We start from the raw sequence: 17201 nt of genomic DNA, 5'->3' as shown, positions 1-17201 counted from the left end.
CGAAAAGGATCGCATAGGGAGTAAAAAAGGAACGTTCTTTCGGTATCTCCGTCCGGCTGTTCTCATCACCGAACATGCGGTCTGAGGACCGTGTCCGGTTTTATTTCACGTATCCGGCGGCAGTCAATACGTCCCGGATCGTGAAATAGGTGTTCTCCAGTTTCGGAGTCAGTTCCGCCTGCGGCACCCATACCGCTTCGGTAATTCCCTCGACCGTCTGCGGCTGCGGACGCTGCGAACCGCCGTAACGCATGCGGTACCACGACGTACGCTTGAGCACCCACTCGCCATGCATCCGGTAACAATGGTAGGTGTGCGCAACGAAAGCCCCGAGCTGCAGGCCCGACAGGCCGCACTCCTCGCCCACCTCGCGCACGGCGCAATCCTCGATCCGTTCGCCCGGTTCGAGTTTGCCTTTGGGCAGGTCCCAACGTCCGTTACGAAAGATCAGCAGCAGGTTACCCTGCGGATCGGCCGTCACGCCGCCGCCCGCCTCGATAAAGCGCTGCGAGGCGCGGAAATCGGCGAAAACTTGTTCGATATCGTCCGAAACCACCGCAAGGCGTTTGCTATTCTGAACTTTTTGCAACAACTTTGTCACTGAAAGCGGCTCACCCGCAGCGGGCCGGAAGGTGACGAACGAAGGATCCCCAACCGGCCGTACCGAGAAAACCACAACGTTGTCTTCGATATAAACTTTATACATAGCACGAAAATGAACGATTCCGCCAAACAGATCGCCGGAAGCCTGTTGCAAATTAAGGCAATTAAATTAAATCCGACAAATCATTTTACGTGGGCCTCAGGCTGGTACTCGCCGATCTACTGCGACAACCGCAAGATACTCTCCTACCCCGCCGTGCGCAAACAGGTATACGAGGCATTCGCCGCGCTGATCGCCGAAAAATACCCGCAGGCCGAGGTACTGGCCGGCGTCGCGACCGGAGCGATCGCCCACGGGGCGCTGGTAGCCGAGAAGATGGGCAAACCTTTTATCTATGTGCGCAGCGCACCCAAATCGCACGGCCTGACCAATCAGGTCGAAGGCGAGGTGAAGCCCGGTGCGAAGGTAGTCGTGATCGAGGACCTCGTCTCGACCGGGGGCAGCAGCCTTAGCGCCGTCGAAGCGTTACAGAAAGCCGGCTGCGAAGTGCTCGGCATGGTGGCGATTTTCACTTACGGCTTCCCCGCCGCCGAGAAGAATTTCGCCGAGGCGGGCGTGCGGCTCGATACGCTGAGCAACTACAACACGATGATCGAAATGGCTATCGAACAAGGTTATGTACACGCCGACGAGCTGGAAACACTCAAAGAGTGGAGGCGCGATCCGGCTTCGTGGAAAAAATAATCCGCATCCCGCAGCCGTTTGTCCGTTGTCCGGTCCGTTTTGCGCAGTAGCACGGTCCCGGTACCAACTTACTTAACTTTACCCCAAACAATGGAAAGATACGAAAGCAAACACGTACAAATCCTGCATCCCGCCCGGGCGGTATACGGCGTGTTGGCCGATTTCAACCACCTGACGCCCGTGGTGGGCGACAAGGTCGAAGGATGGTGCGCCACCGAGGACACCTGCTCGTTCAAGGTGCAGGGATTTACGGTCAACCTGCAGATGATTGAGAAGGTCGAGCACAAACTGATCAAGGTGACGGGCGCCGACGGCTCGCCGATGGACTTTACCTTTTGGCTCCAGCTGGTGAGTGCGGCCGAAACCGATACGCGCATGCGAATCGTACTCGACGTCGAGCTGCCGATGATGATGAAAATGATGGTCGGCAAAAAACTGGCGGGCGCCGTAGACCAGATTGCCGAAAAGATCGCCGAAGGGTTCAACAGTTTCCCTGCGGGCACAACGATACCGAAATAAAACTCATTTCAGGATAATCCCGTCCACAGTTACCGCGACCAAGCGGCCGGACGGGGCCGGATGTAGCCAAACGCGCCTGAATAGAAGCGGACTTCGGAAGATCGGCCCCAGCTGGATCCGACGGCGGCCCGCGCGCACTCAGCTACCGGACAAAAACAGGCGGGTACGGGAAATCTCCGCTGCGTCGCATTCCCTACCGCCGCAAACACGATAAAACCATGATCAACATCTTCGTAACGATCAACGTAACGGCCGACAAACGCGCCAAAATGCTGGAACTGCTCGCCGAACTGACGGCGGCCTCTCAGAAAGAGAACGGCAACCTCCGCTACCAGTATTACCTGCACCCGACCGACCCGGCCCAGATCGTAATCTGCGAACGGTGGGAAAACGCCGCCGTACTGGCTGCGCACGAAGCGACCAAACACTTCACCACACTGCTGCCGCAAATCGGCGACCTGGCCTCGTCGGTCGATATCGACAAGTTTTAATTCCCGAACCGCTTTAGCGCTGCCAACATACACGAATACCGACTCGTTCCCGGACGGAGGGGAGATTATCCCAGCGAGAACTTTTTTAAGTACAAAGCACTTTGAAAGTGGATTCCATACCTTTACGGAAATTCTACACAAAGAAATACGGCAATGAACTGTTGGTCGACGTCATCGGGTTGGAAGAGATACGGGAAGGCGTCAGACGGAGTCCTGTCCACCGATTTAATTTTTATAGCATTATCCTGATAACAGCAGGCGACGGGGAAGTCGCCATCAATGATTGCAGTTGCCACCTCGGAACCAATCATATTATCTGTGCAATTCCCGGAGAGGTTTGGCATTGGCATTCGCATGCCAACCTGAACGGTTATTTTCTTTTATTCGAAGAGAAATTCCTTCTTTCATTTTTCAATGACCGCGCTTTCCTGCGCAATTTTCGCTACTTACAAGCGGAAAGAAGTTCCCCATTTCTCAAACTGCCGAATGAACTGTTCAACCGCGTCAAACGACTACTCGCGGAAATGAAAACTGAAATTAACGATCAGAGCGAACAGGATCACCATATTTTGAGGGCCATGCTCTATGAAACGCTGATGTTGCTGAATCGTGCCTGCCCCGCCGGAGAATCGGACAACAGGAAAGACAACATAAAAATCGTCCGGTATATCGATCCGTTCGTACGTATGGTAGACGCTGAATGCACATTCCATCGCAATACCCAGTACTACGCAGACAAGCTATGTATTTCTTCCAATTATCTGAACAAGATCGTCCATGGGATTTTGGGTTCGAGCGCTAAATCCTTCATTCTGACTAAAGTGATCCACGAAGCCGAACGACTGCTGGATTATACGACTCTTTCCGAAGCCGAAATCGCCAACCGGCTGCATTTCGATAACTCCTCCTATTTCATCCGTTTATTCCGGAAACACACAGGAAGCACTCCGGGCCAATATCGCAAACGCGTAAAGCCATAATCATTCCCGAAAAATGACATTCCCAACACTCTTTGTCATATGCCACACTAAACAGTATCTCCTATTTTTGTGCCAGACAGGTAATCTGAAAGTGACCGGCTCGGTTATGCCCTTTCTGGACTGACCGGTGGATTCCATTATGGTTGGATGTCAACTATTCATCTCTAATCAAAAAAGGTATTTATGCATAATATTCAACATAAAGTCGTGTTAGTCGCCGTTATCTTGCTGACATATTGCTCCCTGATGGGATACTCTCCCCAACAATTTTCATATAACCGGGACTACTTGACCTTAGGGGTTAACGGAACCCGGTTGACGAGGATCGACAGTCTGCTCAAACACTATATTGAGGAAAAAGGGCTACCGCATGCGGTCACTTTCGTGGCGCGCAAAGGCGAGATAATCCACCATGCTGCATGGGGATGGAGAGTACCTGAAGATAGTATCTATTTGAAAAAGAATGACATTTTTCAAATGGCTTCACTCACTAAACCCGTCATCACAGTAGCCCTAATGACACTTTATGAACAGGGGAAATTCCAACTGGAGGATCCGGTTTCGGCATACATCCCTGAAACCAGCGACAGAATATTGGTGAAATGGAAGAACAGGAAAAATTTCAGTACCCGGGAAGCGACCACATCACTCACCATCTCTCACCTGCTCTCCCACACGGGCGGTCTAGTCGGATGGCCGGCGACACCCGGTCAAGTCGTACCGGTTTATAAAAGCCGGGAAGAATATATCCGGGATCAATTGCAAGCTCCGTTGAAATATGATCCGGGAACAAACTGGAACTATGAGAATATTTCAATGGAAGTGGCGGCTTACCTGATCGAACATTTTTCTGGACAACCGCTAGAGCAGTACCTTTCAAAAACGATCCTGGAACCTTTAGGAATGACTCAAACTGCTTTTTTCCTTGATCCCGCCGATCAACAACGGCTTCCCGTTGTATATGAAAAAAAAGAGGGAAAAATTATCCCGCGGAACAATCAATACCCTCTCAATCTTTTCAGCCAAGATCACCGGTACATTCCGGAAGCAACCGGTCTGAACGGTCCAATTGAGGATTATGCCCGATTTTGTCAGATGATCCTCAACGGCGGAACATTCAACGGTCATCGCATTCTGGGACGCAAAACAATCGAACTCATGTCCCAAAACCAGATACCCGAAGGAGCGGATGTCCCGCAATACTCCTTGTTCGGCCTCGGATTCGAAATCAGTCCCGGCAACCGGATTTTTGCCAATTCGAAAATACTGATGCCTCCAATGGTTTCTGAAGGATCCCTTTTTTGGCTCGGTTGGCTAGGGACCTATTTTTTGATCGACCCGAAAGAAGATCTGATTATTCTGCTTTTCATGAATCACAGAATAGAGGACCTTTTCGATCTGTGGAGCCGATATGTCAACACTGTTTACCAGTCACTCGAATAGCAATTCTCTGGAGCAACACAAATGACAAAATCATCACAACGTCAAATAACCCGATTACAATTCATCCGATATCATTACCTGCAAAACGATTAATCAAAGTAGGTTGCACGTTTAAAGTGTCGTCTTGTTGACCCACCAGGATTCGAACCTGGAATGACAGAACCAAAATCTGCAGTGTTACCATTACACCATGGGTCAAGCACGCTGTTCACGGGGAACAGGACTGCAAAGATAAAGAATATTTTTTGATCTGCAACGGCGTGGTTTCAGCTTTTCACAGCAGTCCGGCCCGATATTTCAATTCCTGAGAACCTACCGCCCCATTTCAGGCTCCATCGTTTGTCGTCACACGATGCCGAACCTACCGTCATACCCGGATTCCTGCAATAATTTGCCCGGTCGCCCCCTTGTGCGAACGGACATACTCGGCGCAGGCACTGCTGCTCCTCTGATATTCCGCCGCATCACCGTGCAAAATACCGAACCAGTCGGCCAATTGCGTGTAGTCTGAAATACTGCGGGCGCCCCCGACCCCGATCAGGTCGCGCGCCTCCTGAAACTTTTCATAATTGGGCCCGAAGGCAAGCGGCAGGCCGAACGTCGCCGCCTCGAGGGTATTGTGGATACCCACGCCGAATCCGCCGCCGATATAACCCCATTTGCCGTAACGGTATACCGACGAGAGGATGCCGATCGTATCGATAAACAGCACTCCCCCACCGGCCAGGTCGCTCTGCGGCGTCAACTGCGTATAACGCAGACAAGGTCGATCGATCTGCGCGATCATTCGTTCGATACGGGCCGGATCTACCTCGTGCGGCGCCAGAATAAACTTGACATCCGGATTCGCATTGATCAACGCCAGTAACAATTGTTCATCCGGCGGCCAGGTACTCCCGGCCACGAAGACTTCAGCACCCTCGGCGAAACGCTCTACCTCCGGAAGCGCTTTTGCCCCCTGTGCAATGGCATAAACGCGATCGAAACGGGTGTCGCCGGCCACTTCGGCATTTACCGCACCGATCCCTTGGAGCAACTTCAGCGACTCTTCGTTCTGTACGAACAACCGGTCGAACGTACCCAGCACCCGGCGGAACAGCCCCCCCCACGGTTTAAAAAACGACTGCCCGGGCCGGAAAATCCCGGAGATCAGGTAAGCCCGCGCACCGCTGCGCTGCAATGCGAACAGGTAGTTGGCCCAAAACTCGTATTTGACGAATACGGCGATCTTCGGACGGAAAATCGAAACGAACCGCCGGGCATTGCGCGGCGTATCGGCCGGCAGGTAAAAAATGTAGTCGGCTCCCGCATAATTTTTGCGAACTTCGTATCCGGACGGAGAGAAAAAGGTCAACAGTATCTTCCAGCCGGGATGCGCGGCCCGGAACGCTTCGATCACGGGACGTCCCTGCTCGAATTCACCAAGCGATGCACAGTGGAACCAGATCAGGTCGGTTCCGGCCGTGCAATGATCCGAACCGTCCCCCGTTCTTGTACGTTCTTTGGCCTCGGCACCACATACGGGAAGCGTATCCGGACACCCGTCCGCCCCGCTCCAGCCCGCAACCGCCTCCGCCATCCGGGAGAAAATACGACGGCGGCCACGGCACCACAACCGCGCCTTATCGTTAAACATCCCCGCCGCATGCAACCCGGCATCGAGCAGATAAATCCCCGTATTGTAAAACAGACGCATGCCGGTTATTTAAGAATATCCCGCAACCCCTGCGGGTTCAGCACGACCACGCTGTCCCCGTCACGGCGCACGAGGCGCTTCTTCGCCATTTCGTCCAGCACGGTTTGCAAAGCGCTTCGCGTAGCATCGAAATAAGAGGCGGTTTCGGCAATGTCGGGCATCAGCAGCGCGGAATTGTCCGCATGGGTATGGTCGAGCAGGTAATTCGCCACCTTCTCCCGGAGCGACCGGAACGAGAGGTAGTAAATCTTCTTCGACCATACATTGGCACGGTTCGAAAGAATGTCGACGAAATTGGACATGATGACCACATTGTTCTGCATCAATTCGAAGATATAGCCGCGGTGGATGGTCATGATCGTCACATCGCCGTCGGCGATCACATCGATCGGCAGTTTGTTGTAGCCGCCGAAAAGAAAGGCCGGTGCAATCAGTTGCGGCGCTTCGATCGGTTCGATGTCCGCACTGCGCCCCGATGCATAGGTCATTTTGCCGTGTACTTTCCCCTTGATGATAATCATGAGCCCCGAGTAGGCCGTGTCGCGTTGTGCGATCAGATCGCCGTCACGATACTCGCTCAGGGCGTATTTACCCTTGTCGGCGAGAATATCCTCTATCTGTGCCACCGTCAGTCCCCTGAACAGCGGACACTCTTTCAGTATCGCATACATAAGCCCGTATATTGATATTACATAGTTTTCCTTTAGGTAAAGATAGTTTTTTTCCGGCAATTAACCAAGTCCGGAAAGCATACCGACCCGGCAGCAACCGACAGGGACAAAACACCTGCATCCGAAAGACGGGCCTCGCCGTTCCCCGGTTTCCCTCTTCCCCATTCCACTTACCTGAACAAACCGGCTGGCTGGCAAACCGGCAGACAAAAGAGAAGGGCTATCCGAATGGATAGCCCCTGCACTTATCGGAACGCACGATCAGAAGAATTTCACGCGGTTGTCTTTCACATTTGCAGCTTCGACGAGCACCTGCGAAACGCGCTCGGAAAGGTACGACAGGCCCATCGACTCAAGACGTGCACGCTCGCTTTCGGGTGTCACGTTGTCGGTATTCTGGCGGCCCGTTACGTCGAACAGGTAGACGCCGGCCATTCCGACCACCGGTTTCGAAAGCGCGCCGGGTTGTACCGCGCTCACCGCACCGATCAGGGCCGGTTCGACACCGACGCCATTTACATAGAACGAATTGAAATCGACGTCGCCGGCCTCTTTGACCTCAGCTCCCACCTTGGTGGCCACAGCCTGCAGCAAAGTACCGCCCGACAGGCTGTCGGAAAGCATCTTGCCTTTGATCTGCTGGCGCAGGATGGTGGCGATGTTCTGCGAAACCGCAGTCAGGGGTGCGATTCCGTCCTCGCTGACGCCGGTCAGCAGTGCAACCACATAGTTGCCGTCGACTTCGGTGACGGGCGATACGTCGCCCTGTTCCGCATTGAAAGCCCAGCGCACGATTTCACGCGAGTTGTCCATGCCGCTGATATTGCGTTCGGTGTTGTGGATGCGGGCCACACGTTTCGAGAGCGCATTGTCGGACACCGCTTTCGCAAAGTTTTCGGCCGAACCGTTGGCTGCCGCGATAAACTGGCTCACCTTGCCGTAAACAGCCTGCTGCGTCGCTTCGCTCGGTTCTACTTTGTCGGTGATCACCGCGAGCTGCACCTTTTTGACCGGCTTGCTCTTGGAGGTTACCTGACCGATATGGATACCGAAACGGGTCGTCGTTTCGAAAAAGTCTCCCTGTTTGGTATCGAGCGCCGCCTGCGAGAACTCTTCGACCATCTGGTCGGGAGAGAAGACGCCCAGATCGCCGCCCCGGAGTTTGGCCTGGGGGTCGATCGAATATTTTTCCGAAAGCTCGGCGAACGAAGCGCCGCCTTTCAGCGCGGTCAGGATGCTGTCGGCCTGTGCTTTCTTGTCGGCCGGAAGGAGGATGTGGCGTGCGCCGATCGAATCGGGCAGCATCTTCACATCGGCAACGCGGGCCATCGTATAAACGTCGTTATCGAGTACCGGACCGTACATCTGCTTGCTGTCGGGACCGAATGCATAGCCTGCCAACGGAGCGGGCAGCTGATTTTCGGTCAGGTAACGTTTTACCGGGGGGATCTGCGAATTGAGCGTTGCGAACTGGAACGGATTCTCAGCCGCAGCGAACTCGGCGGCCATCTCGTTCACCGTTTTCTCTACAGCCGCATAATCGTCCTGCGAAGGCAGCACGTCAAAGACCACGTATTCGATATCGCGCGAAGCGCTCTGGCGGAACATGCGTTCATGCTCCTTGTAATATTTGCGCACATCGGACTCGGGCACAGTCACCGTCGAATCGGGAATCTGGCTGTATTCCTTGAGGATGTAAGCGATGTTGCTGAGGCTGTTGGCATTGTTCACGCCCTGTTCCACTTCCAAATCGGTCACATAGATGCCTTTGCTCACCAGGCCCACATATTTGGTGAAGAGGCGCTGCTTGACCATCTGGTTCTTCATATAGTTCCAGATCATACCCGCTTTACCGGTAGGATCCTGATCCATGTTCGAAACGAAATTGCGCAGCATCGCGGGATCGTAGACCCCCGTATTGGGATTGACGAATGTGCCCGTGATCACCGGCGAAATGTAGTTGCCGTCGACCATGTCGACCTGCTCGTTCTCCGACACGAGAATACCCGCATCCTCGAATCCGGGTGCAAGCACGTACTTGTTGAGCAGGTTGTCCCACGCGAAGTTCTGCACCTGCATCTGCTCTTCGCTGCTGAGTGCGTCCTTGCCGGTCATCGTCTGCTGGATGCCGGTCAGGTAATCGACCTGCTCGGTGTACTCCAGATAACCGATCTTGTTGCCGTCGATCTCGCCCACCCGCATCTTGCGCGCATTCATCATGTTACCCGCAGAGGAGAGGTCGCCCAAAAGGAAAGCCAGCAACGCGATACCGATCACGATCGAAACGATCACGCCGCCCCGCGTCCTTAATGTGTTGAGTGTTGCCATATTTGAAAAGCGATTTGTTTTTGATTCTCTTCCCAGAGCCCCGCCGCCAGCGCAGGAGCCCGTAATAAGGTCCAAAGATAATAAAATTCCCCGTTACACATTACACGGGAGGCTAAAAATTTAAGCCTGAACGCTCTTTTGGGACGAAGTCCCGACCAGCGTGATACGCAGCAGCTCGATTTTCGACGACTCGGTGCGCAGCACGCGAATCTTGCGGCCGCCGTCGAGAATCGTCTCGCCCGCGGAAGGAATACCCTGGTAACGGTCGATCACATAACCGGCCAACGTATCGTATTCGTCCGATTCGGGGATGTCCAGATGATATTTTCCGTTGATGTATTCGACCTCGAGCCGTCCCGAAAAGATGAACTCGCCGTCTCCCATCTGTTTCTCTACCAATCCCGGATCGTCGTGTTCGTCCTCGATTTCACCGAAAATTTCTTCGAGGATATCCTCGATCGTGATCATGCCCGCCGTCCCGCCGAACTCGTCGATCACCACCGCCACCGAATGACGCTTTTTGATGAATGCGGTGAGCAGTTTCTGCACCGGCATACTCTCGGGCACATAGTCGATCTGCTGAAGGATTTCGTCGATCGTCGCAGGCTGCCTGAAAAGGCTTTTGGTGTTTACGTAACCGATGATCCGGTCGATGTTCTCCTCATAAACCGGCAACCGAGAGAAATGCGTATCGATAAAGCGCGAGGTGAGCTCCCGGATCGAATCGGTCCGGTCGATCGCTTCGATATCGACCCGAGGCACCATGCAGTCGCGCACGAGCAACCCGGAAAAGTCGAGCGCATTCTGGAACAGGCGGATATCTTTCTCGTTATCGTACTGTTCGTCGCCCTCGGATGCCTCGTCGATCAGGTGTGCCAGATCGATCCGGTCGAAGGTTTGCGCCCCCCGCCGCGTATTGACCGGCAACCCGAAAATACGCAGGATCAGCGTCGAAATGAAAGTGGTGATACGCGCCAGCGGATAAAACAGCAGGTAAAACAGGAAAACCGGCACGGCGAAGGTACGGTAGTACAGATTGGGATTGAGCCGCACGACGGCTTTGGGGATGTACTCCGCGGCAAAAATGATGATAATCGTCGAAAGGACCGTCTCAAGCAGGAACGACCCGCCGGAAAGCAGCCCCCACCCCGTGAGCGAAAGCAGCGTCTGGATCAGCAGGCTCATCTGCAGCGAATAGATCACCAGTGCGATGTTGTTGCCGACGAGAATCGTCGTAATGTACTGCCCCGGATGACGTGAAAAAAGTCCGGCGATGTAAGCGAACGCATGGCTGCGGCTCTTCTCGATCTCGAGTTTGAGTTTGTTCGACGCCAGGAACGCAATCTCCATCCCCGAGAAAAATGCGGAGAAAAGCAACGCGAGCAATACGACTATAACGGTAGAGAGAATCATATTATCGATGCGACCCCAGATCGCAAAGGTTAAACAGGCATCCGGCCGTCAAAGGCCCGTGCATCGTTGATCAGGATTTCGGCTTGGCCACCGCCTCCCCCTCGCGGATCACCGGCAGCGACGACCCGGCGGCAGCCTGCCCCGAACCGGTCGAATCGGCCCGCTCCTTCGGGGCCGTATCGACGGCCACCTTGCCTTTCGGACGGCGGAAAATGAAATCCTGGAATTGTTCGTCGGACTCGAAACCCTCGCCGAGGATCACACCGTCCTTCTGGGTCACCTTTGAATCGACGTTCGAATAAATGCGTTTGCTCTTCTGATTCCAGAAAAGCTGCTCGGTCTCGAGCTTCTGACCCTGTGCATTGGTCGCCACTACGTTTCCCTTGGCCTCCCACAATTGCTGGTTTTCAAGGAAAATCGCATAATTGGCCGTCAGCGTCGATTCGACGAGGTGTGTGGTATCGTTATACGTCTCGACTTTGACCCCTTTGCGGAACTCCATGTAGGGTTCCCGCGCCAATTCGTAGCGCTCCAGCAGCGGCGTTTCAAAACGGTACGACAGGTTGCCGTTCTGCGAATAGACCAGCCGCAGGTTCTCGCTCTGCTGGGTCATCATGTTCTGCACGTCCTCCTCTTTGGCGCTCTTTTTTCCTTTGCAGCCAAAAAGCAAGATAGCACCCGCTAAAAAGAGGAGTGCTACCGAAAGGCGTATGGGGTCGCGGCGTTTCACCCGGCAAATGCGTTTACTGATACTTCTGTTTGAGGAACCAATAGTCTTCGCCGAAGAGCGTCAGCTCGACCGAAACACGGAAATAACGCTCGCGCACCATCTGGTAGGCCCGCTGGCTGGTAAGCCCGCCGGGTTCCGAAGGCGGTACCGTGTAAATTCCGGAAGCGGTCATGCCCCGCTGCCCGAAATCGAAACCGACATTGATGCATGACAGCCCCTGGCGGATCGGGAAACCGAAACCGAGCGTGATCGCTTTATCGTCGATATTGTGGTCGTTGATATTCATGTAGTAGCTGTTGTACCGGAAACCGACGCGGTAGGTACAACGGTTGAAATACCGCCGCACATCCTGCGCGTTCGGCGTAAACTGCATACCCACCTTGATAAAGTTGTTGTTGCGGTAACGGATACCGTCGATCAGGTCGGACTGGTTAATGCCCTTCCACTTTTCGAACGTATAGTCGAGCCCCATGCCGACCTTGCGTGTCTGGTAATACAGACCCGCCGTGAACGTAGAGGGCAGGTAATAATCGGAACGGGAGATCTTGTAATCGACCGTGTCGATAAAGACGTCCTTGGCCACGATCGTCCGGGTCGTTTCGGGCCGGAGATTGACGCGCGGCCGGAAAGTCGCACCGAAGGTAAACGACCGGTTGTCATTCAGTATGAAATCGTACTGAATGCCCAAAGTCACACCGGCCTGCGAATAGGTTTCACGCTGGGTGCCGAGCATACTGCGCTGGGGCTTCTCCTCGATCATCGGCGAGATAATCGTATTGAAATTGCGCGTGATCACACCGTGATAATAAATTACGTCGGCACCGAAAGAGAATCTCTTGAACGGCGACCATCCCAACCCGAATTTGAACTGCGTCGTATTGCCTTCGCCTTCATAGTCGTAAACGATATTACCAACGTTGGCAAGCATGAACGGATCCATTTCGGTCATCTTGACACGGTAACCCACATCGCTCAGCGGCGTCATGCTGAAACCGAAGCCGAGCCGTTTGGCCAGCGGAATCTGCATGCTGACATCCCGGACATTAAAAGTGTTATAGCTGGTCTTCGAATCGGCCGTTTTCGCATAGATATTGTACATCTCGCCACCGACATTGAACAGCACCGAACGGGGATTGACCGCCGAATAGGAAGCCGGGTTCAGGTAATTCATCCGTCGGCCGTTGGCATACGCGACGCCGATACCGCCCATCGAGCGGAGAAATGCCGGGCCCTGCACCGAAAAATCGCCTAATCCGTAGAACGTGTACGGAGAAAATGCGCTCAAACTACTGCCCTGGGCGAATGCGGATGCGGGAAGGATCAGCAGCAGCGCCCCGATCGCGCCCAGTAAACGATTTCTATTTCGCATTGTACTCTAATATTCGGTTCAGGCCGTAAGCGACCAGATCATAAGTTGCAAATATCGGTTTTTTTACCCGTTTGGCAAAAAAATTACTGTCGCCTCCGGTAAAAATTATACGCAGGCCGTCATATTTCCGCTCCAAGTCGCGGATATAGCCTTCGACCTCATAGACAATGCCGTTCACGACGCCGCCTTCGATAGCGCTCACCGTGTCGCGGCCCATGAACACTTCCCGGTCAATCAGTTCGCACAGCGGCAGTTTGCGTGTGAAGTGGTGCAGCGCTCTGAAACGCGTTGCCGCCCCGGGCGAGATATTGCCACCGAGAAATTCCCCTTCCGCCGAGACGAAATCGAACGTGATCGCCGTTCCGAAATCGACGATCAGCACGTTGTTACCCGGATAGAGCGTAGCCGCCCCGACGGCGGCGGCCAGACGGTCGGCACCGAGCGTATCGGGCGTCGCATAACCGTTGCGGATCGGGACGGGAACACCGTGACCGAAACGAATGAAACGCCCCAAACGGCGCCGGAGCAACGCCTCGATGGGCGCATCGGAATCTTCGTGCACCGAAATGAGGATCGCCCCGGTAATATCGGGAAAATTCTCGAGCAGTTGCTCGAGGTAGACTTCCGACAACGTGTCGGTTTTGAAGAAATCGACCACCTGCCCGTTTTCGATAACGGCCAGTTTGGCGCATGTGTTTCCGATGTCGATGGCTAGATTCATGCGGTCGGCTGTTTTGCGGCCTCGGTCTCCAGTTCCCGGAGCGTCGCGGCGGCCGCTGCGATATCTTTAATACTTCTAACTACCACAGAGAGCTTATTATTGTTCTGGCGGAAAATAAATTTACTGCCCGGCCGCGTCGAAACCCGCAGGATTCGCCCGAAAAGTTCACTTTTATAATAGGCAGATTTCTGGTTGTGAACGAATTGCAGAATCATGATGCCGTTTTTAACGATCGCCTTCTCGAATCCGAGCCGGATACAGATCCACCTGAGCCTCACGATGTCGAACAGCTCGTGCGTCGCAGTGGGAATGTCGCCGAAACGGTCGGTCAACTGCGATTCGAACCGGGCAAGGCGCTCCTCATCGGTAATACTGTCCAACTCGCGGTAGAGCCGCAGCTTCTCGCCGGCACTGCTCACATAACTGTCGGGAATCACCGCCTCGCGATCGGTCTCGATCTGACAGTCGGAAATATAGGCGACGGTCCCCCCCCCATCTTGCGGGGATGTCACGCCAGGGAATGCCGAACCGTTCATGTCCGCCTGCCCGGCTATGGAACCGCCCGGAACCGAATGCACAGATCCGCCCTGCAATGCAACGTCGCCGGAAGCAATCGTCCGGCCGGCCTCGGCCGCTTTGGCAAACTCCTCTTCGCGCAGTTCGGCCATCGCTTCCGAGAGGATTTTCTGGTAGGTCTCAAAGCCGATATCGGCGATAAATCCGCTCTGCTCACCACCCAACAGATTGCCCGCCCCACGGATATCGAGGTCCTGCATCGCAATATTGAAGCCGGCCCCCAGGTCGGAAAACTCCTCGATGGCCCGCAGCCTCCGCCGTGCGTCGCTCGAAAGCATCTCCTCGGGGGGCGTGAGCAAGTAACAGAAAGCCTTGCGGTTCGACCGCCCCACACGGCCCCGGAGTTGGTGCAGATCGCTCAGTCCGAAGTTCTGCGCGTTGTTGATGATGATCGTATTGGCATTGGGCACGTCGACGCCCGACTCGACGATCGTCGTGGCCACCAGCACGTCGAACTCGCCGTAGATAAAGTCCATCATCAGCTTTTCGAGTTGCTGGGCCGGCATCTGCCCGTGTCCCACCGCCACGCGCGCCTTCGGGCAAAGTTGCCCGACCATGCGGCGGACGTTGTCGATCGTCTCGACCTTGTTGTGCACGAAATAGACCTGCCCGCCGCGCTGGAGTTCGTAATCGACCGCCTCGCGAATCAGCTCCTCGTCGAACAGATGGCTCTCGGTTGAGACCGGCTGTCGGTTGGGCGGCGGGGTCGAGATGACCGACAGGTCGCGCGAACCCATCAGCGAAAACTGCAGCGTACGCGGAATCGGCGTAGCGGTCATCGTCAGCGTGTCCACGTCGGCCCTCAATTGGCGCAGCTTCTCCTTGGCCGCCACCCCGAACTTTTGCTCTTCGTCGATAATCAGCAATCCGAGGTCCTTGAACCCGACATTCTTGCCCAGAATCTTGTGCGTGCCGATCAGGATGTCGATCCGGCCGTCGGCCACATCCTTCAATATCTGGTTGACCTCTGCGGTACTCTTCGCGCGGCTCAGGTGCTCGATGCGCACCGGGAACTCCTTGAGCCGCTCGCTGAAAGTACGGTAATGCTGCAATGCAAGGATCGTCGTAGGCACCAGCACGGCCACCTGTTTGGAATCGGTGACGGCCTTGAAAGCGGCGCGGATCGCCACTTCGGTCTTGCCGAAGCCCACATCGCCGCACACGAGCCGGTCCATCGGCGTGCGCGCCTCCATATCGGCTTTCACAGCCTGCGTCGCAGCCTGCTGGTCGGGCGTGTCCTCGTAAATGAACGACGCTTCCAGCTCGTATTGCAGAAAGCTATCCGGCGAAAACGCAAAGCCGTCGCTCGCCTTGCGCCGGGCATAAAGCGCGATCAGTTCGCGGGCAATGTCCTTGACCGCCTTCTTGGTGTTCTGCTTCATGCGCTGCCATGCGCCCGAACCCAGTTTGTAAATCTTCGGCGGCTCGCTGTCCTTATCTTTATACTTGCTGATGCGGTGCAGCGCATGGACGTTGACCAGCAGCACGTCGTTGTCGCGGTAGACCAGTTTGATCGCCTCATGAACCTTGCCGTTCTCGACCGTACGCGTCAGGCCGCCGAAACGTCCCACCCCATGGTCGATATGCACGACATAGTCGCCAACTTTCAACTCATTAAGTTCCTGGATCGTGAGGCTTTCGCTGCGGTCGATCCCGCCGCGAATCTGGTAGCGGTGGTACCGGTCGAAAAGCTGGTGGTCGGTATAGAAACAATACCGCGAGGCGTGGTCGATAAAACCGGCGTGCAGCGTAACGCCGACCGCCTCGAACGGCACGTCGCGCTCGCCCATCGAGTTGAAAATGTTACGCAGGCGCTCGATCTGCGCCTTGTTCTCGGTAAGCAGGCAGGTGGTATAGCCCTTTTCGCGGTTGTCGCGGATGTCGTCGGCCAGCAGTTCGAACTTCTTGTTGAACTGCGGCTGCGGCGAGGTATGGAATGAGATCGTCGCATCGGCGGCGCGCTCCTGGCAGTTATCCTTGAGCAGTACCATCGTTGCACCGGCCGTATCGGCTAGGAATCCCTTACGGCCCGTTACCAACGTATCGATCTGCGCCGGATCATCCAGCTCACCGAGCAGTTTGGTCCGGATATCCTGGAAACGCTTCAACGTATACTCGCCGTCGTCGAGCCAATAGGTCGCCCCTGCGGCAAAAGCCGGAAACGAAACCCGCTCCCGGCCCGAAACGGCATCCTTGAGGTTGGGCACGACCTCGATCTGCTGCAGGCGGTCTACCGACAACTGCGAAGAGAGGTCGAAATGGCGGATCGAATCGACTTCGTCGCCGAACAGGTCGATTCGGTAGGGCTTGTTATCGGAAAAAGAAAAGATGTCGACAATTCCGCCGCGCACCGAATACTGCCCCGGTTCATAAACGAACTCGACGCGCTCGAAACCGTTATCGGCGAGAATCTCCTCGATCGTCGAAGTCGACAGCGTATCGCCTACACGGATCGTGAGAATGCTCTCCCGCAGGCGTTGCATGCCCACCACCTTCTCGACCAGCGCCTCGGGGTAGGTACAAATCGCCAGGTAACCGTCCGTAAAGTTCTTTACCGCATTGAGGGCAGCGGTGCGCTGCACGATGCCCGAAGGATCTTCCTGCCCGAATTGGATCGAACGTTTGTAGGCGGTCGGGAAAAAGAGCAGCCGCTCTTCGTCCAGAAAAGGGGAAAGGTCGTTGTACAGGTAACCCGCCGCATCGCGGTCCTCCATCACGAACACATGGACGCCGCCCCGCTCGCGCACGGCACCGGCAGCCACGAGCGAATATGAGGAACCGACCAGCGAATCCAACCCGACGGTCGTTCCCCGGTTCTCCAACTGCCGCAGCAACTCCCGGTAGGATGGCTGCGACAGGAACAGTTCCTGTAACTGCTGAGCGGTCATTCAATCAATCTGGCGACAAATAATCGGG

Annotated in this window: 14 protein-coding genes, 1 tRNA gene and 1 pseudogene; 6 read left to right on the top strand and 10 right to left on the bottom strand. The window is 55.0% G+C overall.

Features of this window, described 5'->3' with window-relative positions; translation table 11 throughout:
• Positions 1-100 precede the first annotated feature (100 nt).
• Entirely contained in the window at positions 101-706 is a 606-nt protein-coding gene (locus NQ495_RS08115) for an NUDIX hydrolase (RefSeq protein ID WP_009133443.1), read from the bottom strand.
• Positions 707-715: 9 nt separating this feature from the next.
• Here NQ495_RS08115 and pyrE point away from each other — a divergent pair, with 9 nt between their 5' ends.
• From pyrE to NQ495_RS08090, 6 genes and pseudogenes are all read left to right on the top strand, one after another.
• Positions 716-1348: an orotate phosphoribosyltransferase gene (pyrE, locus tag NQ495_RS08110; RefSeq protein WP_009133444.1), complete on the top strand. Its 633-nt coding sequence runs from the start codon at positions 716-718 to the stop codon at positions 1346-1348.
• Positions 1349-1438: 90 nt separating this feature from the next.
• On the top strand, positions 1439-1867 hold the full coding sequence (locus tag NQ495_RS08105; RefSeq protein ID WP_009133445.1) for a hypothetical protein: 429 nt from the start codon (positions 1439-1441) through the stop codon (positions 1865-1867).
• A gap of 218 nt (positions 1868-2085) precedes the next feature.
• On the top strand, positions 2086-2358 hold the full coding sequence (locus NQ495_RS08100; RefSeq protein WP_009133446.1) for a putative quinol monooxygenase: 273 nt from the start codon (positions 2086-2088) through the stop codon (positions 2356-2358).
• A 107-nt stretch (positions 2359-2465) separates the two neighbouring features.
• Positions 2466-2837 (top strand): annotated as a pseudogene (locus NQ495_RS11830) (AraC family ligand binding domain-containing protein); the annotation flags it as partial.
• A gap of 45 nt (positions 2838-2882) precedes the next feature.
• Positions 2883-3338 (top strand): helix-turn-helix domain-containing protein, encoded by a 456-nt coding sequence (locus NQ495_RS08095; RefSeq protein ID WP_259801062.1) that lies wholly within the window; start codon positions 2883-2885, stop codon positions 3336-3338.
• 183 nt (positions 3339-3521) lie between these two features.
• On the top strand, positions 3522-4781 hold the full coding sequence (locus NQ495_RS08090; protein WP_009133448.1) for a serine hydrolase domain-containing protein: 1260 nt from the start codon (positions 3522-3524) through the stop codon (positions 4779-4781).
• 127 nt (positions 4782-4908) lie between these two features.
• Here NQ495_RS08090 and NQ495_RS08085 read toward each other — a convergent pair.
• The 9 genes from NQ495_RS08085 to mfd form a co-directional block, all read right to left on the bottom strand.
• Positions 4909-4979: transfer RNA gene (locus NQ495_RS08085), tRNA-Gln, on the bottom strand.
• A gap of 169 nt (positions 4980-5148) precedes the next feature.
• A complete protein-coding gene (locus tag NQ495_RS08080; protein WP_009133449.1) occupies positions 5149-6477 on the bottom strand; it encodes a 3-deoxy-D-manno-octulosonic acid transferase in 1329 nt (442 codons plus the stop codon).
• Positions 6478-6482: 5 nt separating this feature from the next.
• Positions 6483-7148, bottom strand: a complete 666-nt coding sequence (locus NQ495_RS08075) for a Crp/Fnr family transcriptional regulator (protein WP_009133450.1) — start codon at positions 7146-7148, stop codon at positions 6483-6485.
• Between the two features lie 261 nt (positions 7149-7409).
• Entirely contained in the window at positions 7410-9476 is a 2067-nt protein-coding gene (locus NQ495_RS08070) for a SurA N-terminal domain-containing protein (RefSeq protein ID WP_009133451.1), read from the bottom strand.
• Between the two features lie 120 nt (positions 9477-9596).
• Positions 9597-10889 (bottom strand): hemolysin family protein, encoded by a 1293-nt coding sequence (locus tag NQ495_RS08065; protein WP_009133452.1) that lies wholly within the window; start codon positions 10887-10889, stop codon positions 9597-9599.
• A 70-nt stretch (positions 10890-10959) separates the two neighbouring features.
• Positions 10960-11619, bottom strand: a complete 660-nt coding sequence (lptC, locus tag NQ495_RS08060; protein WP_009133453.1) for an LPS export ABC transporter periplasmic protein LptC — start codon at positions 11617-11619, stop codon at positions 10960-10962.
• Positions 11620-11632: 13 nt separating this feature from the next.
• Positions 11633-12988, bottom strand: coding sequence for a hypothetical protein (locus tag NQ495_RS08055; RefSeq protein WP_009133454.1), 1356 nt, complete (start codon positions 12986-12988; stop codon positions 11633-11635).
• On the bottom strand, positions 12978-13709 hold the full coding sequence (locus NQ495_RS08050) for a type III pantothenate kinase (protein WP_009133455.1): 732 nt from the start codon (positions 13707-13709) through the stop codon (positions 12978-12980). The genes NQ495_RS08055 and NQ495_RS08050 overlap by 11 nt, the downstream gene beginning before the upstream one ends.
• Positions 13706-17173, bottom strand: coding sequence for a transcription-repair coupling factor (mfd, locus tag NQ495_RS08045; RefSeq protein ID WP_009133456.1), 3468 nt, complete (start codon positions 17171-17173; stop codon positions 13706-13708). The genes NQ495_RS08050 and mfd overlap by 4 nt, the downstream gene beginning before the upstream one ends.
• Positions 17174-17201: the final 28 nt, after the last annotated feature.

The sequence above is a fragment of the Alistipes indistinctus YIT 12060 genome (assembly GCF_025144995.1).
Lineage (GTDB): Bacteria > Bacteroidota > Bacteroidia > Bacteroidales > Rikenellaceae > Alistipes_A > Alistipes_A indistinctus.
This window is presented reverse-complemented; position numbering and strand designations above follow the sequence as displayed.